The organism is Pseudomonas juntendi (assembly GCF_021560075.1).
Lineage (GTDB): Bacteria > Pseudomonadota > Gammaproteobacteria > Pseudomonadales > Pseudomonadaceae > Aquipseudomonas > Aquipseudomonas juntendi.
In genome coordinates, this window is the sequence record NZ_CP091088.1 from 3,946,118 (window position 1) to 3,967,519 (window position 21,402).

General features: G+C 62.7%; 20 protein-coding genes and 4 tRNA genes. 4 read left to right on the plus strand and 20 right to left on the minus strand.

Annotated features, from left to right (window positions below):
* Positions 1 to 29: 29 nt before the first annotated feature.
* The 4 genes from L1P09_RS18350 to gltX all read right to left on the minus strand — a co-directional run bounded on the left by L1P09_RS18350 (position 30) and on the right by gltX (position 2,143).
* Positions 30 to 105 (minus strand) — tRNA-Ala (locus tag L1P09_RS18350).
* A 52-nt stretch (positions 106 to 157) separates the two neighbouring features.
* Positions 158 to 233: transfer RNA gene (locus L1P09_RS18355), tRNA-Glu, on the minus strand.
* A 72-nt stretch (positions 234 to 305) separates the two neighbouring features.
* Positions 306 to 381: transfer RNA gene (locus L1P09_RS18360), tRNA-Ala, on the minus strand.
* Positions 382 to 661: 280 nt separating this feature from the next.
* A complete protein-coding gene (gene gltX, locus L1P09_RS18365) occupies positions 662 to 2,143 on the minus strand; it encodes a glutamate--tRNA ligase (protein WP_029887104.1) in 1,482 nt (493 codons plus the stop codon).
* A gap of 143 nt (positions 2,144 to 2,286) precedes the next feature.
* Here gltX and L1P09_RS18370 point away from each other — a divergent pair, with 143 nt between their 5' ends.
* Together L1P09_RS18370 and L1P09_RS18375 are read left to right on the plus strand one after the other, a co-directional pair.
* Positions 2,287 to 3,342, plus strand: coding sequence for an HlyD family secretion protein (locus L1P09_RS18370; protein ID WP_009685049.1), 1,056 nt, complete (start codon positions 2,287 to 2,289; stop codon positions 3,340 to 3,342).
* A 49-nt stretch (positions 3,343 to 3,391) separates the two neighbouring features.
* Positions 3,392 to 4,882 carry an MDR family MFS transporter gene (locus tag L1P09_RS18375; RefSeq protein WP_172828417.1) on the plus strand — a complete coding sequence of 497 codons (1,491 nt, stop codon included), beginning with the start codon at positions 3,392 to 3,394 and terminating at the stop codon, positions 4,880 to 4,882.
* A gap of 37 nt (positions 4,883 to 4,919) precedes the next feature.
* On the opposite strand, the gene uvrB is transcribed toward L1P09_RS18375, so the two are convergent.
* The gene (gene uvrB / locus L1P09_RS18380) at positions 4,920 to 6,935 is read right to left on the minus strand and encodes an excinuclease ABC subunit UvrB (RefSeq protein WP_009685051.1); all 2,016 of its coding nucleotides are present in this window, start codon (positions 6,933 to 6,935) and stop codon (positions 4,920 to 4,922) included.
* Positions 6,936 to 7,222: 287 nt separating this feature from the next.
* Between uvrB and L1P09_RS18385 the strand changes: the two genes are divergently transcribed.
* Both L1P09_RS18385 and L1P09_RS18390 read left to right on the plus strand, forming a co-directional pair.
* Complete coding sequence (locus L1P09_RS18385) at positions 7,223 to 8,419, plus strand: amino acid aminotransferase (RefSeq protein WP_029887102.1); 1,197 nt, start codon at positions 7,223 to 7,225, stop codon at positions 8,417 to 8,419.
* Between the two features lie 62 nt (positions 8,420 to 8,481).
* Positions 8,482 to 8,557, plus strand: a tRNA-Asn gene (locus tag L1P09_RS18390).
* Between the two features lie 82 nt (positions 8,558 to 8,639).
* On the opposite strand, the gene L1P09_RS18395 is transcribed toward L1P09_RS18390, so the two are convergent.
* The 15 genes from L1P09_RS18395 to rpmF form a co-directional block, all read right to left on the minus strand.
* On the minus strand, positions 8,640 to 9,200 hold the full coding sequence (locus L1P09_RS18395) for a DUF1285 domain-containing protein (RefSeq protein WP_009685053.1): 561 nt from the start codon (positions 9,198 to 9,200) through the stop codon (positions 8,640 to 8,642).
* Positions 9,201 to 9,210: 10 nt separating this feature from the next.
* A complete protein-coding gene (locus L1P09_RS18400; RefSeq protein ID WP_009685054.1) occupies positions 9,211 to 9,816 on the minus strand; it encodes a DUF4823 domain-containing protein in 606 nt (201 codons plus the stop codon).
* Between the two features lie 66 nt (positions 9,817 to 9,882).
* On the minus strand, positions 9,883 to 10,851 hold the full coding sequence (locus L1P09_RS18405; protein ID WP_235767969.1) for a GTP 3',8-cyclase MoaA: 969 nt from the start codon (positions 10,849 to 10,851) through the stop codon (positions 9,883 to 9,885).
* A 93-nt stretch (positions 10,852 to 10,944) separates the two neighbouring features.
* Entirely contained in the window at positions 10,945 to 11,580 is a 636-nt protein-coding gene (locus tag L1P09_RS18410) for a TetR/AcrR family transcriptional regulator (protein WP_009685056.1), read from the minus strand.
* A gap of 455 nt (positions 11,581 to 12,035) precedes the next feature.
* On the minus strand, positions 12,036 to 12,818 hold the full coding sequence (locus L1P09_RS18415; RefSeq protein ID WP_009685057.1) for a TatD family hydrolase: 783 nt from the start codon (positions 12,816 to 12,818) through the stop codon (positions 12,036 to 12,038).
* Between the two features lie 30 nt (positions 12,819 to 12,848).
* Entirely contained in the window at positions 12,849 to 13,835 is a 987-nt protein-coding gene (locus L1P09_RS18420; protein WP_192440702.1) for a DNA polymerase III subunit delta', read from the minus strand.
* The gene (tmk, locus tag L1P09_RS18425; protein WP_110679707.1) at positions 13,828 to 14,460 is read right to left on the minus strand and encodes a dTMP kinase; all 633 of its coding nucleotides are present in this window, start codon (positions 14,458 to 14,460) and stop codon (positions 13,828 to 13,830) included. The genes L1P09_RS18420 and tmk overlap by 8 nt, the downstream gene beginning before the upstream one ends.
* A gap of 9 nt (positions 14,461 to 14,469) precedes the next feature.
* Positions 14,470 to 15,654 (minus strand): endolytic transglycosylase MltG, encoded by a 1,185-nt coding sequence (gene mltG / locus L1P09_RS18430; protein WP_047149967.1) that lies wholly within the window; start codon positions 15,652 to 15,654, stop codon positions 14,470 to 14,472.
* A gap of 4 nt (positions 15,655 to 15,658) precedes the next feature.
* On the minus strand, positions 15,659 to 16,474 hold the full coding sequence (gene pabC / locus L1P09_RS18435) for an aminodeoxychorismate lyase (protein ID WP_029887082.1): 816 nt from the start codon (positions 16,472 to 16,474) through the stop codon (positions 15,659 to 15,661).
* Entirely contained in the window at positions 16,474 to 17,718 is a 1,245-nt protein-coding gene (gene fabF, locus L1P09_RS18440) for a beta-ketoacyl-ACP synthase II (protein WP_192440704.1), read from the minus strand. The genes pabC and fabF overlap by 1 nt, the downstream gene beginning before the upstream one ends.
* 187 nt (positions 17,719 to 17,905) lie before the next feature.
* Positions 17,906 to 18,142, minus strand: a complete 237-nt coding sequence (gene acpP / locus L1P09_RS18445; protein WP_054905790.1) for an acyl carrier protein — start codon at positions 18,140 to 18,142, stop codon at positions 17,906 to 17,908.
* Positions 18,143 to 18,344: 202 nt separating this feature from the next.
* The gene (gene fabG / locus L1P09_RS18450; RefSeq protein WP_009685066.1) at positions 18,345 to 19,085 is read right to left on the minus strand and encodes a 3-oxoacyl-ACP reductase FabG; all 741 of its coding nucleotides are present in this window, start codon (positions 19,083 to 19,085) and stop codon (positions 18,345 to 18,347) included.
* Positions 19,086 to 19,100: 15 nt separating this feature from the next.
* The gene (fabD, locus tag L1P09_RS18455; RefSeq protein ID WP_082414728.1) at positions 19,101 to 20,039 is read right to left on the minus strand and encodes an ACP S-malonyltransferase; all 939 of its coding nucleotides are present in this window, start codon (positions 20,037 to 20,039) and stop codon (positions 19,101 to 19,103) included.
* Between the two features lie 165 nt (positions 20,040 to 20,204).
* Positions 20,205 to 21,215: a phosphate acyltransferase PlsX gene (gene plsX, locus L1P09_RS18460; RefSeq protein WP_260777094.1), complete on the minus strand. Its 1,011-nt coding sequence runs from the start codon at positions 21,213 to 21,215 to the stop codon at positions 20,205 to 20,207.
* A 3-nt stretch (positions 21,216 to 21,218) separates the two neighbouring features.
* Positions 21,219 to 21,401 (minus strand): 50S ribosomal protein L32, encoded by a 183-nt coding sequence (gene rpmF / locus L1P09_RS18465; protein ID WP_029887079.1) that lies wholly within the window; start codon positions 21,399 to 21,401, stop codon positions 21,219 to 21,221.
* Between the last annotated feature and the right edge of the window lies 1 nt (position 21,402).

A 21,402-nucleotide genomic window follows, 5' to 3' on the forward strand; every position in this document is an offset into this window, starting at 1 on the left:
AGATTCACTCGCGTGAACCCTGGCAGAATTGGTGGAGCTAAGCGGGATCGAACCGCTGACCTCCTGCATGCCATGCAGGCGCTCTCCCAGCTGAGCTATAGCCCCGGATTTTTAGCCTCGCGGCCCAGCGACATCTACAACATCGCTTGTGCAAAACTGGCGTCCCCTAGGGGACTCGAACCCCTGTTACCGCCGTGAAAGGGCGGTGTCCTAGGCCACTAGACGAAGGGGACGAACCTTCTTACCTTCAAGACCCGGTTGCTGGACCCGGTCTTGCTTACCAGCCTGGGCTGTTAAGCGGAATTTGGTGGAGCTAAGCGGGATCGAACCGCTGACCTCCTGCATGCCATGCAGGCGCTCTCCCAGCTGAGCTATAGCCCCACAATGTCGCTTTGAACCGAACCGCTGGCTGGGTGCCTGGCGCTTCGTTTACGTTCATCGCTGTGGACGGGGCGCATATTAAGATCGGATTGCAGGGCTGTCAAACGAATTTTCAAAAATAATCAAAAATTTTTTCACAGATAACAATCACTTACCGCCCTGCCCCGGTTTTTTGGCTTCAGCTGGGCCTGTGGGAGCGGGCGTGCCCGCGAATGCGATCGTAGATCAAACACCGCATTCGCGGGCGCGCCCGCTCCCACAGGTTAGGTGTAATACTGAATCAGGCGATGGAAGCCAGCAGCTTTTCCCACTCTTTGTTTTCCTTCTTCGACACACCACCCAGCAGGTCCAGGGCCTGGCGCAGGCGGTAGCGGGTCAGGTCCGGGCCAAGGATTTCCATGGCGTCCAGCACCGACACCGAGCTGGCCTGGCCGGTGATGGCCGCGAACATCAGCGGCATGGCATCGCGCAGCTTCAGCTCCAGCGCCTCGACCACAGCCTGGATACAGCCGGTGATACGCTCTTTTTCCCACTGGCGCAGGCTTTCGAGCTTCCACAGGATCAGCTGGATGACCTGGCGCACCTGGTCGGCCGACAACTTCTTGCTTTCGAACAGCTTGGCGTCCAGCTTCAACGCGCCTTCGAAGAAGAAACCGCCCAGCGGGGCGACCTGGCTGAAGGTTTCCACCCGGCCCTGCACATGCGGAGCGATCTTCATCATGTAATCGCTGTTGAACGCCCACTTCTGCAGGCGCGCCGCGAACTCCTCGACCGGCAGCTCGCGCAACCACTGGCCGTTGAGCCAGGACAGCTTCTCGATATCGAAGATCGGGCCGCCCAGCGAGATGCGCGACAGGTCGAAGTGCTCGACCATCTCGGCCAGCGAGAACTTCTCGCGCTCGTCCGGCATCGACCAGCCCATGCGGCCCAGGTAGTTGAGCATGGCTTCGGGCATGAAGCCCATGCGCTCGTAGAAGGTGACCGAAGTCGGGTTCTTGCGCTTGGACAACTTGGACTTGTCGGGGTTACGCAGCAGCGGCATGTAGCACAGCTTGGGCTGCTCCCAGCCGAAATACTCGTACAGTTTGATCAGCTTGGGTGCCGATGGCAGCCATTCTTCGCCGCGCAGCACGTGGGTAATGCCCATCAGGTGGTCGTCCACCACGTTGGCCAGGAAGTACGTGGGCAGGCCGTCGTTCTTCATCAGCACCTGCATGTCCATGCGATCCCACGGGATTTCGACATCGCCACGCAGCATGTCCGGCACCACGCACACGCCTTCGCTGGGCACCTTCATGCGGATCACGTGCGGTTCGCCAGCGGCCAGGCGGCGCTGCACTTCCTCGTCGCTCAGCAGCAAGGCACGGCCGTCATAGCGCGGGGTTTCGCCGCGGGCTTGCTGTTCGGCACGCATCTGTTCCAGCTCTTCGGCGGTGCAGAAGCAGTAGAAAGCGTGGCCGGCGTCGACCAGTTGCTTGGCGTACTGGGCGTAGATCTCGCCACGCTCGCTCTGCCGGTACGGGCCGTGCGGGCCGCCAACGTCCGGGCCTTCGTTCCATTCGATGCCGAGCCAGCGCAGGGCATCGAAGATCTGCTGCTCCGACTCGCGCGTGGAGCGCAACTGGTCGGTGTCTTCGATGCGCAGGATGAACTCACCGCCGTGCTGCTTGGCGAAGCAGTAGTTGAACAGGGCGATGTAGGCAGTGCCAACATGAGGGTCGCCGGTAGGCGATGGCGCGATACGCGTGCGTACGGTGGTCATGGAGAGTCTCGAACGAAAGATGAAACAAAGGCGGGATGTTAGCAGGTGGCGGGCACCGGGCTCCAGCAATGGCGCGAACGTCACTTGCCGAGTGGCCATCTGCCGCTGTTAAATTTATTTACATTTCTGCAACGACAATCCCCATGCCTGCCCAACTCAAACGCCGCCTGGCGATATTCTTCACCCTGGTGGCCATCATTGCTTTGGCTTTCCTGGCCCATTGGTATTTCAAGGGGCGCTTCTACGAAAGCACCGACAACGCCTACGTACAGGGCGAGATCACCCGTGTCTCCAGCCAGTTGGGCGCGCGCATCGACAGCGTGCCGGTCGAAGACAACCAGCATGTCAACCAGGGCGACCTGCTGGTGCGCCTGGAGGCGGCCGATTTCGAGCTGGCCCTTGAGCGCGCCCGTGCGGCACTGGCCACCCGCGAAGCCGAGTACGCCCAGGCGCAAAGCCGCCTTACCCAGCAAAGCAGCCTGATTGCCGCCGGCCAGGCCCAGGTGGCCGCCAACCAGGCCACGTTCGACCGCTCGCGGCTGGACCTGAGCCGCGCCGAGAAGCTGCGCAAGCCAGGGTTTGTGTCGGAAGAACGGGTCACCACCCTGTCGGCCGACAGCCATGTTGCCGGGTCGCAAGTGGACAAGGCCCGTGCCGACCTGCAAAGCCAGCGCCAGCAGGTCAGCGCACTGAATGCCGAGCTCAAGCGCCTCGATGCGCAGATCGCCAATGCCCGCGCCGACCTGGCCCAGGCCGAGTTGAACCTCACCCGCTGCGAGATCCGCGCGCCCATCAGCGGCACCATCGGCCAGCGCAGTGCCCGTAATGGCCAGGTGGTGCAGGCCGGGGCTTACTTGCTGTCAATCGTGCCTGACGAAGACATCTGGGTGCAGGCCAACTTCAAGGAAACCCAGATCGGCCATATGCAGCCAGGCCAGCGCGCCGAACTGCTGTTCGACAGCTACCCCGATACGCCGATCGAAGGCCGGGTCGACAGCCTGTTCGCAGCCTCGGGTGCGCAATTCAGCCTGCTGCCACCGGACAACGCCACTGGCAACTTCACCAAGGTGGTCCAGCGCATCCCGGTAAAACTCACCTTCCGCGCCGACAACCCTCTGCACGGGCGTATTCGCCCGGGCATGTCGGTCACTGCCACCGTGGACCTGCGCAACGAAGACGAAGGCCACGATGGCCGCTGAACAACTGCTGCGCCCAACGGGGGAACCCAGCCGCCGCGACTGGATCGCCGTGATGAGCGTGATGCTCGGCGCCTTCATGGCGGTGCTGGACATCCAGATCACCAACTCTTCGCTCAAGGACATCCAGGGCGCGCTGTCGGCCACCCTGGAAGAAGGCTCGTGGATTTCCACCTCGTACCTGGTCGCGGAAATCATCATGATCCCGCTGACGGCCTGGCTGGTGCAGCTGCTGTCGGCGCGGCGCCTGGCGGTGTGGGTTTCGGCCGGGTTCCTGCTGTCTTCGTTGCTGTGCTCGATGGCCTGGAACCTGGAAAGCATGATCCTGTTCCGCGCCCTGCAAGGCTTTACCGGCGGCGCGCTGATCCCGCTGGCATTCACCCTGACCTTGACCAAACTGCCGGAGCACCACCGTGCCAAGGGCATGGCCATGTTCGCCATGACCGCCACCTTCGCGCCGTCGATCGGCCCCACCCTGGGCGGCTGGCTGACCGAGAACTGGGGCTGGGAATACATCTTCTACATCAACATCCCGCCGGGCCTGGTGATGATCGCTGGCCTGCTGTACGGGCTGGAGAAAAAGGAGGCGCACTGGGACCTGCTGAAAAGCACCGACTATGCCGGCATCCTCACACTCGGCCTGGGCCTGGGCTGCCTGCAGGTATTTCTCGAAGAAGGCCACCGCAAGGACTGGCTGGAATCGCACTTGATCGTGGCCCTGGGCAGCGTCGCCCTGGTCAGCCTCATCACCTTCGTCATCCTGCAGTTTTCCAGGCCGCACCCACTGATCAACCTGCGCATACTCGGCAACCGTAACTTCGGCCTGTCGAGCATCGCCAGCCTGGGCATGGGCGTGGGGTTGTACGGCTCGATCTACCTGCTGCCGCTGTACCTGACCCAGGTGCAGGGCTACAACGCCCTGCAGATTGGCGAAGTGATCATGTGGATGGGTATTCCGCAGCTGTTCCTGATTCCGCTGGTGCCGCAGCTGATGAAGGTGGTATCGCCCAAGGTGCTGTGTGCGCTGGGCTTCTGCCTGTTCGGCGCTGCCAGTTTCGGCTCGGGGGTACTGAACCCTGACTTTGCCGGGCCGCAGTTCAACCATGTGCAGATCATTCGCGCACTGGGCCAGCCGATGATCATGGTCACCATCTCGCTTATCGCCACCGCCTATATTCAGCCGCAGGACGCAGGGTCTGCGTCGAGCCTGTTCAATATCCTGCGCAACCTCGGCGGCGCCATTGGCATTGCCTTGCTGGCAACACTCCTGGACGCCCGCACCAAGGTGTATTTCGATTACCTGCGTGAGGCCGTGGTGCCCACCAACCCCCAAGTGGCCGAGCGCCTGGCGCAACTGACGGAGCGCCTGGGGAGTGACAACGCGGCGCTGGGCAAGCTGAGCGAGATCACCCACCAGCAGGCGCTGATCATGGCTTACAACGACGCTTTCCACTTCGTCGGGATTGGTTTGGCGGTAAGCATGGTGGCGGTGCTGCTGACGCGCAAATTGCCCCAGGGCTTGAAAGCTGGCGAGGCCCATTGAGCGTGTTACGATGCACCCACAGGGCCGGCGCCAGCCTTCAGCTGGTGATCAACCGCTCGCGCAGCTTGGTGATCTCGTCACGCAACTGCGCCGCGGCTTCGAACTCCAGGTCGCGGGCGAACTGCATCATTTTCTCCTCCAACTGCTTGATACGCTTGGTGATCTCCCCAGGCGTGCGCAGTTCGGCCTCGTAACGGGCGCTTTCCTCCGCGGCCTTGGCCATGCCCTTGCGCTTCTTGCTGCGCGCACCCGGTACGGTGGCGCCCTCCATGATGTCGGTAATGTCCTTGATCACGCCCTTGGGCACGATGCCGTTGGCTTCGTTGAAGGCGATCTGCTTCTCGCGGCGGCGCTCGGTTTCATCGATCGCCCGCTGCATCGAGCCGGTGATGTTGTCGGCGTACAGGATGGCCCGGCCATTGAGGTTACGCGCCGCACGGCCAATGGTCTGGATCAGAGACCGCTCCGAGCGCAGGAAACCTTCCTTGTCAGCATCGAGGATCGCCACCAGGGACACCTCGGGCATGTCCAGGCCCTCACGCAGCAGGTTGATCCCCACCAGCACGTCAAAGGTACCCAGGCGCAAGTCACGGATGATCTCCACCCGCTCCACCGTGTCGATGTCCGAGTGCAGGTAGCGCACCCGCACATCGTGATCGGCCAGGTAGTCGCTGAGGTCTTCTGCCATGCGCTTGGTCAAGGTGGTGGCCAGCACCCGTTCGCCGGCAGCCACCCGCTTGCGGATCTCCGACAGCAGGTCGTCGACCTGGGTCAGTGCCGGGCGAATTTCGACCTGCGGGTCGACCAGCCCGGTGGGGCGCACCACCTGCTCCACCACCCGCCCGGCATGCTCGGCCTCGTAAGGCCCCGGAGTGGCGGAAACGAAGATGGTCTGTGGGCTGACACTCTCCCATTCATCGAAGCGCATGGGCCGGTTGTCCAGTGCCGACGGCAGGCGGAAGCCATACTCGACCAGGGTTTCCTTGCGCGAACGGTCGCCTTTGTACATGGCCCCCACCTGCGGCACGCTGACGTGGGATTCGTCGATCACCAGCAGCGCATCGGGCGGCAGGTAGTCGTACAGCGTTGGCGGCGGTGCACCCGCCGGGCGGCCAGACAAGTAACGCGAGTAGTTTTCGATGCCATTGCAGTAGCCCAGCTCCAGGATCATCTCCAGGTCGAACCGGGTGCGCTGCTCCAGGCGCTGGGCTTCGACCAGCTTGTTGGCCTTGTGCAGGTACTCCAGGCGGTCCTTGAGCTCTGCCTTGATGCCCTCCACGGCGTCCAGCAGGGTTTCCCGCGGGGTGACGTAGTGGCTTTTGGGGTAGAAGGTGAACCGCGGCAGCTTGCGGAAGACCTCGCCGGTCAGCGGGTCGAACGCCGCGATGTTCTCCACCTCGTCGTCGAACAGCTCGACGCGGATGGCCTCCAGGTCCGATTCTGCGGGGAAAATGTCGATCACATCCCCCCTTACACGGAAGGTGGCGCGGGCAAAGTCCATCTCGTTGCGGGTGTACTGCAGGTCGGCCAGGCGGCGCAGCAGCGCGCGCTGGTCGAGCTTGTCGCCGCGGTCCACGTGCAGGACCATTTTCAGGTAGGTCTCGGGGCTGCCCAGGCCGTAGATGCACGACACGGTGGTGACGATGATCGCATCGCGGCGCTCCAGCAGCGCCTTGGTCGCCGAGAGGCGCATCTGCTCGATATGGTCGTTGATCGATGCATCCTTCTCGATGAAGGTGTCCGACGACGGTACATAGGCTTCCGGCTGGTAATAGTCGTAGTAGGAGACGAAGTACTCCACCGCGTTATTGGGGAAAAACGCCTTGAACTCACCGTACAGCTGCGCGGCCAGGGTCTTGTTCGGCGCCAGCACCAGGGTCGGGCGCTGAACCTGCTGGATCACATTGGCAATGCTGAACGTCTTGCCCGAACCCGTCACCCCCAGCAGCGTCTGGTGCGACAGCCCGGCCTCGATGCCCTCGACCATCTGGCGGATCGCCTCGGGCTGGTCGCCGGCAGGCTGGAAACGGGTAACGAGCTGGAACTCGGACATGACGGACCTCGCGGTGCTGCAGCAACTGTAAATTTAGCCAGTAGTCTATACCCAAATGCGCCCGCACGGGGCGGCTTTCAAGGCACAGCCACAACCAGGTATTACGGTTGACCGGGCAATCAGACCGATGGTCAAAAAATATTTGCGCAAATACCCGGAAAAGCCGCGCCAGAGTGTCGCGGTCACCGGTCGGTATCACTATACTGACTCCCCGTTTGTGCACCGCTTCAGTGCATTCGGCTGGAGCGTGTACGCCCTATCACTCTCCAATCAGAGCCGAAGTAACAATGAGCCTGTTTTCCGCTGTCGAGCTGGCACCCCGCGACCCTATCCTGGGCCTCAACGAAGCATTCAATGCCGACCCACGTACCGACAAGGTCAACCTGGGTGTTGGCGTGTACTGCAATGAGGAAGGCCGCATTCCGCTGCTGCGCGCCGTGATCGAAGCCGAGACCCAGCGTGCAGCCCAGCATGCCTCGCGCGGCTACCTGCCGATCGATGGTATCGCCACCTACGACCAGGCCGTGCAAAAGCTGCTGTTCGGTGCCGAATCGCCACTGCTGGCCGCCGGCCGCGTGGTCACCGTGCAGGCCGTCGGTGGTACTGGCGCACTGAAAATCGGTGCCGACTTCCTCAAGCGGATTTCGCCAAACGCCGTGGTGGCCATCAGCGACCCGAGCTGGGAAAACCACCGCGCCCTGTTCGAGTCGGCCGGTTTCCCGGTGCAGACCTACCGCTACTACGACGCCCCGAGCAACGACGTCAACCGCGCCGGCATGCTCGAAGACCTCAACGCCCTGCCCTCCGGCTCGATCGTGGTGCTGCACGCCTGCTGCCACAACCCGACGGGCGTCGACCTGAGCCTGGACGACTGGAAAAACGTGCTGGAAGTGGTCAAGGCCAAAGGCCACGTGCCGTTCCTCGACATGGCCTACCAAGGCTTTGGCGACGGTATTGCCGAAGACGCCTTCGCGGTCCGCCTGTTCGCCGAGTCGGGCCTGGAGTTCTTCGTATCCAGCTCATTCTCCAAGTCGTTCTCGCTGTACGGCGAGCGCGTGGGTGCGCTGTCGGTGGTTACCGCCTCCAAAGACGAAAGCACCCGCGTGCTGTCGCAGGTCAAGCGCGTGATCCGCACCACCTATTCCAACCCGCCCACCCACGGCGCAACCATCGTCGCTACCGTGCTGAACAGCGCCGAGCTGCGCCAGATGTGGGAAACCGAACTGGCCGAAATGCGCGAACGCATCCACGGCATGCGCAAGCAGATGGTCGCGCTGTTGGCCGAATACGGTGCCAATCGCGATTTCAGCTTCGTCGGTCGCCAGGTCGGCATGTTCTCCTACTCGGGCCTGAGCGTAGAGCAGGTGGCCCGGTTGAAGAACGACTTTGGCATCTACGCGCTGGACACTGGCCGCATCGCTGTGGCTGCGCTGAACCAGAGCAACATCCATGTCGTCACCAAGGCGATCGTGCAAGTGTTGTAACTGCTTGATTTGGCAGGGGGTGGCTTGACTTCCCCCTGGCGATCGGTATGATGTGCGCAGATTCCGCGATAGCTCAGTCGGTAGAGCAAATGACTGTTAATCATTGGGTCCCTGGTTCGAGTCCAGGTCGCGGAGCCAAACATTGGAAAAGCCCCCGGCTGTGAAAGCAGCCGGGGGCTTTTTCGTTTGCTGCGAAGCCGGCGACGCACGCACAATGCAATCAGCTGCTGCGCCCAATCGGGTAGAACTCGCCACCGCTCCAAACGCCCAGCCATTGCTCACCATCGATCTCGCGCGGCACCGCCAACTCCACCATCTGGTAGAACACATTGCGGTGTATCAATGCCTCGAGGTTGCTGCGCATCAGCACGTACGGCGACGGCGCTTGCGTCACCGGATCGGTGACTACCCGTAGCGGATTGGCCGGGCCGGCCTCGACCTGATCCTCGACATTGCTGGTAAAGCGCAGCACCTGCTGCTCGCCCTGCCCTTGCACCTCCAGCGCCACCGCCACGAACGGCGCATCGTCTACCTGGATGCCCACCTTTTCCACCGGGGTAATCAGGAAGTAATCGTCACCATCGCGGCGCAGGATGGTCGAGAACAGCCGCACCATCGGTTTGCGGCCGATGGGCGTGCCCAGGTAATACCAGGTGCCATCGCGGGCGATACGCATGTCGATGTCACCGCAGAAATCGGGGTTCCACAGGTGGACCGGTGGCAGGCCCTTGGCCTTGGGGATCTGCGCCAGCAGGTCGTTGGCCTTACCGGTGTCGCTCATCACACTCGCCTCACTCACTCATGCCCAGAAGGCTACGAGCGTACTCGCGCATCGGTGCGGCAAGCAAATCCTCGGGGGTTTTATCGTGGAACGTCAACAAACCGCCACGGCTCTTGATGCGAGCGGTATCGATCAGGTAGCGGGTATTGGTTTCGATCAGCATCATCTGCACCACACCGCTGTCCCAGCCCAGGCGGTCGACGGCTTGCTCATCGTACCACTCGTCACCATTGCCGATGCGGTCGTCGGTGCGGGCGAAGCGGGTATACAGCACATAGTCGGCACCGACCGAACGGGCCTGCGCAATGGCCTCTTCCAGGCCCAGCGGGCCTTGGGCGCGGCGCACCAGCGGGAAATACTCGACGAAACTCTTGAACGCCTGCTCGGCCACTGCATTCTGCCGGGGTACCGGGCCCTTGCCAGGCGGCACGAATGCGCCCTGCCCTATGAAGATGAACGAGTCGGGCTGCAGGCGAATCGACAGCGTGCGCCGGGTTTCGCTATGGTCCAGCAGCCCTGCGTCGCTCATGTGATAGCGGACGCCCTCGCCCATATCGCTGACATTCATGCAACCGCCCAACGCCATCAGCGCCAGCAGCAAGACCAGGCTACGCATCTTTCCTCCAGTGACCGGCGACGAAAAACCGGCGAATAGCCGGCGGATGCAGCTTTTGCGCCAGCTTCAGCCGCCGATTACCTTCATCACCGTCACGCCGCCGGAAAACGCCAATGCCTGTTTGTCCGCCAGCGCCTTGACCAGTAACCGCTGCAACGCCGGCAAGGCTTGGTGACGTGGTTTCTCCAGAAGGTCGCCAACGAAATGACGATTACCCGACGACAGGCAGCCATGCAGCCAACCTGTGGACGACAGCCGTAGCCGCGAGCAGGTCCGGCAGAACGGCACGCTCTCATTGGCGATGACGCCGAAGTGCCCCTTGCCGGGGATCTGATAGCGCATGGCGGTGGCGTCCACCGGCGCAGCGACACGGGCGAAGGCGTGCTGACCGCCGATCAGCGTGAGCAGGTCATCGAGGCTGACAAATTGCCGCAGGAAAGCAGAGTGATCACGCGCCAGGTGGCCCATGCGCATCAGTTCGATGAAACGCAACTCAAAGCCGCGCGCCATGCAGTAATCCAGCAACGGCAGCACCTGGTCGAGGTTCTGCCCGCGCATCGGCACCATGTTCACTTTGATCTGCATGCCCATGGCGCGGGCCCGCTCCATCGCCGCCAACACCGTGGCCAGGTCGCCGCCGCGGGCGATCTGGCGAAACGCCAACGGGTCCAGGGTGTCGAGCGAAACGTTCAGCCGACGAATTCCGGCTGCCTGCAATTGCGGCAACTTACGGCCCAGCAGCTGACCATTGGTGGTCAGCGAAATATCCTCGAGGCCGAGTTTGGCCACCGCGGCGAGAAAGGCATCCAGGCGCGGACTGACCAGCGGTTCCCCACCGGTGATACGCAAGCGCTCGATGCCGGCTGCTTCAATCAGGTAGGCCACGCCACGCGCCAGTGCGTCTGCCGAAAGCTCGTCCTGCGCCGCCACCAGGCGCTTGCCGTCGGGCACGCAATAGGTACAGGCGTAATTGCAGGCAGCCGTCAGGCTGACACGCAGGTTGCGAAACCGCCTGCCTTGACGATCGACGATCATGGATGACTCCGGCATGGGTAAAAGGGGCCGGCAAAAGCTGACTCATAAATCAGGTTTTTGCAAGCCCTGTACGCATAGCCGGTGGGGCGTAGCTCAGTGGGACGGTTCCGGGTCGCGCTTGCGCTTGTTGCCCATGCGCACGCCAATGTCCATCAGGAACTGGAAGAAGCCTTCCTGATCTTCCAGCACATTGCTCCAGAACGGTGAGTGGTACAGCGCAACGGCGCCATGCACCAGTGCCCAGGCGGCGCAGTAATGGAAGTAAGGAGGCACGTCTTCGAGCTTGCCTTCGCTGATGCGGCCCTTGATCAGCTGGGTGAGGCGGTCGAAGTTGGAAGCGCGGATGCTGTGCAACTGTTCGACCATTTCCGGCACCTGGTTGCCCTTGACCACCTTTTCTTCCAGGCGGTCGAACAGCCGGTAACGCTGAGGGTCACGCATGCGGAATTCGAAATAGGCACGCGACAGGGCCTCTTTGTCACGGTCGACGTCGGCCGAGTGCAGCAACCCGTTCAGGTCGCGCTCGTAGTCGAGCATCAGGCGCAGGTAGATCTCGGCCTTGGACTTGAAGTGCTTGTAGATCGTGCCTTTGCCGATGCCCACGGCGTCGGCGATCATCTCGACGGTGACGCTGTCTTCACCTTGCTCGAGAAACAGCTTGAGCGCGGTATCGAGGATTTCCTGTTCGCGACGGCGAAACTCACGGACCTTACGAGGTTCTTTCTGCATGGGAAGGACTGGATGACAATCGAAGCGGTTTATTATGCCTAACTTGCGGGAAATTGCACGGATCTTCCGAGCATGGCTGTGTTTCAGGATGCTCTCGACCATACGATGCGGGAGGAACCAGACGCGGCCGTATTCCAAATCTGTTTAAAAAACGACCAATAGCCACTGGCAGGCCGCCAAACCTGGCCAATACTAGAAGTGTTGGCGCGGCGCATCCCCCCTAGCAGCGCGCCGATAAAGGTGCTCAGGGACCGCGTACCTTTGTTTTACTCCTAATGGTCTTAACCCGGATTCCTCCCCCAGAACCCGGGTTTTTTTTGTGTGTTTGCGGGGGATATGCGTTGGAGGTGGGGTTTTGGGGATGGTATGAGGGGCGAAGGTGTTCGAGCCCACAGGCGCTGAATTTATTGTGGCAGGCACCTCATGGCCCTCACACAACCTTCAACTCCAATGAATCAACCCACCCGCGCCAACGGAAACAACCGCTTGAAGTTAGCCGTTGTCTGCTCCGCCAATTGCCCATAACTGGCCCCGCGCAGCGAAGCCACATACTCCGCCACTTCCCGCACATATTGCGGCAAGTTCGGCTTGCCGCGATACGGAATCGGCGCCAGGTACGGCGAATCGGTTTCCACCAACAAGCGGTCGACCGGCACTTGCCGCGCCACTTCCCGCAGGGCATCGGCATTGCGGAAGGTAACGATGCCAGACAGCGATATGTAATAGCCCAGGTCCAGCGCCGCCTTGGCCATGTCCCAGTCTTCGGTAAAGCAGTGCAGCACGCCAGCCTGCGGCAGATTGGCCTCGCGCAGCAGTGCCAGGGTATCGGCACGCGCCGCCCGGGTATGCACGATCACTGGCTTGCCGGTCTGCCGCGAAGCCTCCAGGTGCAGGCGGAACGAGGCCTGCTGCAATTCAGCGGCTTCAGGCTCGTAGTGGTAATCCAGCCCGGTTTCGCCAATGGCCACCACATGCGGGTGGGCCAGTTCGCGCAGTAGCCATTCCAGCGCCGGGGTTTCGCCCGGCGCCAGGTCCAGCGGGTGTACACCGACCGAGCAGTCGACATCCGCGTACTGCTCGCTCAACGCCTTTACCGCGCCGGCGTTTTCGGCACTGACGCCGATGCACAGGAAATGCCCCACCCCGCGATCACGCGCCGCCTGCAGCGCAGCATCGAGCGAGCCCTGATGGGCACTGAGGTCAAGACGGTCAAGGTGGCAATGGGAGTCTACGAGCATGGGATAGCGGCACACATGGAAAATGGGAAATCAGCGGACGCCCGGCAGTTGCAGCCAATGGGCCAGCAGCGATTCGAGCAACAGGGTTTGATTGAGATTGGCCTTACCCAGCACCTTCTGGCGCTGTTCGAGGATCCACGCCTGCACCTCCAGCACCTTGGCCTGGCGGCTTTTCTGCGCCAGGTACTGCACCACCTTGCGCATATCGGCCAAGCCTAACCCCTCCTCGTCCTGGGTCAACTGGTAGCGCAGAATGAGGTGCGCCCAATCGCAGAACCAGTCGAATACCCTCAACATCGGCACAGCCTTCCAGGCTTCAGCCAGCTGGCTGGGCGATTGCTGTTGCTTGAGCAACTTCTTCACCCCGTCAGTAACCAGCGCACGCTGCTCGCGCACACACTGCGCCTGCAGGCTGATCGCCATCAGCGGCGAGCCGGCGGCCAAACTCAGCAATTCGTCGCGCTCGGCCTCGTCCATATCAGGCAACGCCGCGGCCAGCCAGGCCTGGCTCTGGGCCAGGTTTGGCTGGGGGCAGGCTACCTGCTGACAACGGCTCTTGATGGTCGGCAGCAGCCGGCTGGGCTGGTGCGTGACCAGCAGCAACACGGTGTCGCCGGAGGGCTCCTCAAGGCTTTTCAACAGTGCGTTGGCAGCATTGACGTTCATGGCTTCGACCGGCTCGATCAACACCACCTTGCGCCCACCCAACTGCGCCGTCTGCACCACGAAGGCCACCAGCTCACGGACCTGGTCGACCTTGATCGGCTTATCGGCCTCTTCGGGCTCAAGGATGTAGTTGTCAGGGTGGCTACCGGCCTTCAGCAGCAGGCAGGACTTGCAGGTGCCGCAGGCATCAAGGCCTTGCGGCTGCTGGCACAACAGGCGGGCCATCAGACGCTCGGCCATGGCCCGCTTGCCAATGCCCTGCGGCCCGTGCAGCAGGTAGGCATGGGCATGCTGACTGCGCCCGGCCAATTGCTGCCAGAGCGCCTGCTGCCATGGGTAGGCCTCAGCCACGGCAACGCTCCACGATGGCCGGCAACAGCGCATCGATAGCACGCTGCACGGCTGCGAGCGGCTGTGCGGCATCCAGCAGGCTGTAACGCTGCGGTTCGCGCTGGGCGCGCTGCAGGTAGGCCTGGCGCACAGCCTGGAAAAACGCCTGGCCTTCCTGCTCGAAGCGGTCGAGGCGGCCGCGCGCAGCGGCACGGGCCAAACCGACTTCGACCGGCAGGTCGAACACCAGGGTCAGCTGCGGGCGAAGGTCGCCCTGGACGAATTGCTCCAGGGTGGCGATACGCTCGACCGACAGGCCGCGCCCGCCGCCCTGGTAGGCATATGTGGCATCGGTAAACCGGTCGCACAACACCACAGCGCCACGGGCCAGCGCCGGGCGGATCACCTGGGCCAGGTGCTGGGCGCGGGCAGCGAACACCAGCAGCAGTTCGGTGTCGGCGGCCATGGGTTCATCGCTGGGGGCCAGTAGCAGCTCACGCACCTTCTCGGCCAGCGGCGTGCCACCAGGCTCACGGGTCAGCACCACATCCAGGCCGTGCTCGCGCAAGCGCGCCGCCAGGTAGTCGCGGTTGGTGCTTTTGCCCGCGCCTTCGGGGCCTTCCAAAGTAATAAACAAGCCGCTCACAGGCAGTCCTTAATGTTGTTCGTCAGGCGTTGCCGGCTCGGCCGCCTGGGCATCACCGGCGGGAGCGGCCGGCGCCGGCTGCGCAGCCGGCTCATCGGGTACCGGCTGCTCTTCGCCGGCGGCTGGCGCAGCGTCATCGGCGCCCGGCTTTGCCGGCTGCTGCGGCGCGGGGCTGGAGCGATAGTCTGCCCGCCGCTTGAGCTGAAACTCCCGCACCGCCGAGTTGTGATCGTTGAGGTCGTCGGAGAACACATGGCTGCCGTCGCCACGGGCGACGAAGTACAGGCTGGTGCCATCGGCCGGGTTAAGCGCCGCGTGAATCGCCTCGCGGCCGACCATGGCAATCGGCGTGGGCGGCAGGCCAGTGATGGTGTAGGTATTGTAGGGCGTAGGCTCACGCAGGTCGGCACGGGTGATCTTGCCGTTATAGCGTTCACCCATCCCGTAGATAACCGTCGGATCGGTCTGCAGCATCATGCCCAGGCGCAAACGCCGCACGAACACCCCGGCGATCTGCCCGCGCTCTTGGGGGATGCCGGTTTCCTTCTCCACCAGCGAAGCCATGATCAGCGCCTGGTAGGGATCGCGGTACGGCAGGTCGGTGGCGCGCTCGGCCCATTCCTTGGCCAGCACCTCTTCCAGACGCATGTAGGCCTGCTGCAGCAATTCGACGTCGCTCATGCCGCGCACGAAGCGGTAGGTATCGGGGAAGAACCTGCCCTCAGGGAACACACCGGTATGGCCGAGTTTGTCCATGACCTCGGCGTCCGACAGGCCATCCAGGGTGTGCTTGAGCTTTTCATGCTTGGCCACGGCCGCGCGCAGCTGGCGGAAGGTCCAGCCCTCGACCAGGGTCAGGTTGTATTGAACTACGTCGCCCCGGCGCCAGGCGTCGAACAGCTGCTCGACGGTCATGCCAGGGGTGAGGCGATATTCGCCGGTGTGCAACGGGGTACCGGCCATGTTGAAGCGCCAGTACAGGCGCAACCAGACGGCGTCGTCGAGCAGCCCTTCGGTTTGCATGCGGTAGAACATGCGGTTGGGCGTGGTGCCATTGGGCACGTCGAGCAGGCGTTCCTGCGTGACGTGCAGTGGCTGCTCCAGGACCGAGTTGATTTTCCAGGCCGACCAGCCTAGCGCCAGACCGGCGAGGATCAGACCCATTTCCAGCAGCAGCAGGAATTTACGTCTCACGAATTCAGGTTTCCAGTAACGTACGGGCAACGGCCTGCAGTTTTCGGGTAAGCGGGCCCGGCGACCAGTTTAACGCGGCAAGCCCGCGCACGGGCCACACGCCATAGACGCTGTTGCAAACAAATACTTCATCGGCCTGCTCCAGCGCACCATACGGCAGGTCGCAGACGTTGGCCGTAATACCCTGCAAGCGCGCCTGTTCGAGCAAGGCACCGCGCATGACCCCGGCCACGCCACAACGGCTGAGGTCGGCAGTAAAAAGCACGCCGTCGCGCACCAGGAACAGATTGCTGTATACCCCTTCGATCACCCGGCCTTGCCCGTCACACATCAGGCCCTCGGCATGGTCACTGTCCTGCCATTCGGCACGGGCCAGCACCTGCTCCAGGCGGTTGAGGTGTTTGAGCCCGGCCAGCAACGGTTGTTCCCCAAGCCGTGTCTGGCAGGGGAACAAGCGTACGCCCTGCTCGGCATGGGCAACAGGATAGCTGGGTAATGGGCCGCCCTGCAGGATACGCCGGGGCACGGCATCGGCAACCGGCGCGTAACCACGCTGGCTGTCGCCACGGGTGAGGATGAGTTTGGCTACCCCGTCGCCGAGCTGGCTGGCGTAGCGCAGCAATTCCTCACGCACCTGCGCCAGGTCGGCGCCAATCGCCAGCCGCTGGCAACCCAGCGCCAGGCGAGCGAGATGGCCATCCAGGAGGCTGGGCCGGCCATGCCGAACGGCGATGGTTTCGAAAAGACCATCGCCGTAAGCCAGCCCGCGGTTCTGCAGATTGAGCGCAGTCGCAGGCTGGCCGTCGATCCAGCTGAGCATCAACCGGCGAACCGGCGGAACACCAGCGAGCCGTTGGTGCCACCAAAGCCGAACGAGTTGGACAACACCACATCGATCGGCATGCTGCGCGCCTGGTGCGGCACGAAGTCCAGGTCGCAACCCTCGTCCGGTTCGTCCAGGTTGATGGTCGGCGGCGCCATCTGGCTGTTGATCGCCAGCACACTGAAGATCGCCTCTACCGCGCCGGCTGCCCCCAGCAGGTGGCCGGTCATCGACTTGGTCGAGCTGACTGCCAGCTTGTAGGCGTGGTCGCCGAATACGCGCTTGATCGCCGCCACCTCGGCGATATCGCCCGCGGGGGTCGAAGTGCCATGGGCGTTGATGTAGCTCACGTGCTCCGGCTGGATGCCAGCATCGCGCAGGGCGTTGGCCATGCAGCGCGCAGCGCCTTCACCGGAGTCTGGTGGCGAGGTCATGTGGTAGGCGTCGCCGCTCATGCCAAAACCGATCAACTCGGCATAGATGGTCGCCCCACGGGCCTGGGCATGCTCCAGTTCTTCGAGCACCAAGGCACCGGCACCGTCGGACAGCACGAAACCGTCGCGGCCTTTGTCCCATGGGCGGCTGGCGCGGGCAGGCTCGTCGTTGCGGGTGGACAGCGCGCGCGAAGCACCGAAGCCACCCATGCCCAGCCCGCAAGCGGCCATTTCGGCGCCGCCGGCAATCATTACGTCGGCTTCACCGTAGGCGATATTGCGCGCGGCCATGCCGATGCAATGGGTGCCGGTGGTGCAGGCCGTGGCAATGGCGTAGTTGGGGCCCTGCAGGCCCAGGTGGATCGACAGGAAACCCGAGATCATGTTGATGATCGAGCCCGGCACGAAGAATGGCGAAATGCGACGCGGCCCCGAGTCATGCAGGATGCGGCTGGTTTCTTCGATGTTGGTCAGGCCACCGATCCCCGACCCCATGGCCACGCCGATGCGCTCGCGGTTGGCGTCGGTGACTTCCAGGCCGGCATTACGCACCGCCTGGAACCCGGCCGCCAGGCCGTACTGGATGAACAGGTCGAGTTTGCGGGCCTCTTTGGCCGACAGGTACTGCTCCACCTCGAAGCCTTTCACCGAGCCGCCAAAACGGGTGGAGTAGGCAGACAGGTCCGTGTGTTCGATCGGACCGATGCCACTGCGGCCAGCCAGAATGCCCTGCCAGGTGCTCGGTACATCGGTACCCAGTGGCGACAGCATACCCATACCGGTGACCACGACGCGTCTACGCGACACAGTACTCTCCTTTTCTAATAACAGAGTCTCTTGGCATTGCATTCAAGCGCTGGAATGAAATGGCAACAGGCTCTTGGTGCGCGGTGAACGAGGCGGCCTGGACAATACGCGGCGCTCGCAAAGAAAAAACCGCACGCCAGCGAAGGCAGTGCGGTTTTCCCCGACAAGTAGCGTCGACGGTAACGTCTTAAGCCTGGTGGTTCTTGACGTAGTCGATAGCAGCTTGAACGGTAGTGATCTTCTCGGCTTCTTCGTCAGGGATTTCGGTCTCGAATTCCTCTTCCAGAGCCATCACCAGTTCAACGGTGTCAAGCGAATCGGCACCCAGGTCATCGACGAAGGACTTCTCAACAGTCACTTCTTCTGCCTTGACGCCCAGTTGCTCGGCGACGATATTCTTGACGCGTTCTTCGATGGTGCTCATACCTAGTTTTCACTCCTAATGGATATATGCAGGCAGCTGGCCGGTGGCTAATTTTATAGAAAGACGTTCGCTTTTCAAGCTGAACCTGCCTTCAGGCTAGTCACCGCACCCGCTGTCTGGAATCTGATTGCAGCTTTATAACGGATTTTAGGCTCGCAGTATGACTCTTTTTTTACGAAATCCGTCACATTGAGTTGCAGGGTTACATGTACATCCCGCCGTTGACCGGCACGGTTGCACCGGTTACATAGGCTGCACCGTCCGAAGCCAGGAACGAAACCACCTTGGCAATTTCGTCGGCCTGCCCCAGGCGGCCCAGTGGAATCTGGGTTTGCAGGGCTTCGCGCTGCGCTTCAGGCAGTTCGCGGGTCATGTCGGTATCGATGAAACCAGGGGTCACCGAGTTGACGGTAATGCCACGCGAACCGACTTCACGCGCCAGGGCGCGGCTGAAGCCTTCCAGCCCGGCCTTGGCAGCCGCATAGTTGGCCTGGCCAGCGTTACCCATGGCACCGACGACCGAGCCGATGCTGATGATACGACCCCAACGGGCCTTGGTCATGCCACGCAGCACGCCCTTGGACAGACGGTAGAGGCTGTTCAGGTTGGTGTCGATCACGTCGAACCATTCGTCGTCTTTCATGCGCAGCATGAGGTTGTCCCGGGTGATGCCGGCGTTGTTGACCAGAATGGCCGGGGCGCCGAACTGCTCGCCAATGGCAGCCAGTACCGCGTCAACCGACTCGGCGCTGGTCACGTTCAGTTCCATGCCGGTGCCGGTGATACCGTGCTCTTTCAGGGTGGCGGCGATACGCTCGGCGCCGGAGGCCGAAGTGGCGGTACCAATCACGGTTGCGCCCTGGCGGCCCAGTTCCAGGGCAATGGCCTGGCCAATGCCACGGCTGGCGCCAGTGACCAGTGCAACTTTACCTTGCAGGCTCATGCAAGCTTCTCCAAATCAGGCCAGTGCCGCGCGGGTGGCGGCAACGGCGTCAGGGGTATTGAGGTTGTAAGTGGTCACGCCATCGGCGCAACGCTTGTTCAGGCCAGCCAGGACTTTGCCCGGGCCGCACTCGACCAGATTGACTGCACCATTGGCCGCCAGGGCCTGCACGCACTCAACCCAGCGTACCGGCTGGTACAGCTGCGCCAGCAGGTCCTGCTTGAGGGCATCGAGGTCGGCCGCGATGGCGGCGGTGACGTTCTGCACCACCGGAATCTGCGGGGCCTTCCACTCGATGGCGTTGACCGCATCGGCAAAGCGCTCGGCAGCTGGCTTCATCAGGGCGCAGTGCGAAGGCACGCTGACGGCCAGCGGCAGGGCGCGCTTGGCGCCTTTGGCCTTGCACAGCTCCATGGCGCGGTCGACCGCCGCCTTGTTGCCGGCGATGACCACCTGCCCTGGCGAGTTGAAGTTGACGGCACTGACCACTTCATCTTCAGCCGCTTCGGCGCACAGCTCCACGACCACAGCGTCGTCCAGGCCGAGGATGGCGGCCATGGCCCCGTGCCCGGCAGGTACCGCTTCCTGCATCAGCTGGCCACGGCGCTCGACCAGGCGCACAGCGTCTTTCAGGCTGATGCTGCCGGCAGCGACCAGGGCGCTGTATTCACCCAGGCTATGACCGGACACGAAAGCTGGCGTGGCACCGCCCTCTTCCAGCCACAGACGCCACAGCGCGATGGACGCGGCGAGGATCGCCGGCTGCGTCTTGTCAGTCTGGTTGAGTTGCTCTTCCGGACCTTCCTGAACCAGCTTCCACAGGTCGTAACCGAGAGCTTCAGAAGCTTCCTTGAAGGTTTCGATGATCACTGGCTTCTCGGCGCCGAGCTCGGCGAGCATGCCCAGCGACTGGGAACCTTGACCGGGAAAGACGAATGCGAGAGATGCAGACATTGAACAAGCCCTTATGATCTTGTCGTCGGATAGGGTACGCCAGGCCTTGGGCCAGGCGCGGAATCTGAAAGCTTGGATGAAGACGCAGACCAAGCGGTCACATTTAAGCACTTCATCGGGGATATGCCTAAGGTCTTTGTTTGCCTGCCCGGGCCCCGTCGCAGGCTAAAGCAGCAGGTCCTCCAAACGCCCGTGCAAACGCTGCGGCAGATTCTCCTGAATCTCGATCAACGCCCGCTGGATGGCACTCTGGAACCCCTGAACGCCCGCAGAGCCATGGCTCTTGATGACGATACCCTGCAAACCCAGGAAACTCGCGCCATTGTGCCGCGCCGGCGCCAGGTCGGCCTGCAGGCGCTTGAGCAGGGGCATGGCCACGGCTCCAGCGGCCCGCGCCAGCAACCCGCCCTTGAACAATTGCTCGATCCGCGCACCGATCATGGTGGCCAGGCCCTCGCTGGATTTGAGCAGGATATTGCCAACGAAGCCGTCGCACACCACCACATCCGCCTCGCCACGGTACAGCCCGTCACCTTCGACAAAGCCCACATAGTTGAGCCCGCGGGCATTGTGCAACAGGCTTGCCGCCAACTTGACCTGCTGGTTGCCCTTGATGTCCTCGGTACCGATGTTCAGCAACGCCACCCGCGGGCGGTGAACACCCAGGGCCTGGGCGGCCACCGACCCCATCACGGCGAACTGGTACAGGTTTTCGGCACTGCAATCGACATTGGCGCCCAGGTCGAGCAACTGGCAGTAACCGGCCTGGGTCGGGATCGCCGCCACCATGGCCGGGCGGTCGATACCCGGCAGGGTCTTGAGCACGAAGCGTGACAATGCCATCAGCGCGCCAGTGTTGCCGGCACTGACGCAGGCCTGGGCCTTGCCATCACGCACCAGTTCCAGGGCGATGCGCATGGACGAGTCCGGCTTGCCACGCAGCACCTGGGATGGCCGCTCGTCCATGCCGACCACTTCACTGGCGGCGACGATTTGCAGGCGCGCGCGATCCGCAGCCGCAATGCCGCTGACAAGATCTTCCAGGAGGGAGGGTTGACCGACGAGGGTCAGGTGCAACGAGGGGGTAGCGGAAAGGCAGGCAATGCTAGCCTGAACAATGCTGCGGGGACCGAAGTCCCCGCCCATTGCGTCGATCGCGATGACCTGAGCGGACAAGGATTACTCGTCAGCGCCCTTGTCGACCACTTTGCGACCACGGTATACGCCTTCTGGCGAAACGTGGTGGCGCAGGTGGACTTCACCGGTGGACTTGTCTACCGACAGCGCGTTTTCCGACAGGGCGTCGTGCGAGCGGCGCATGTCACGGGCAGAGCGGGATTTTTTGTTCTGCTGAACAGCCATA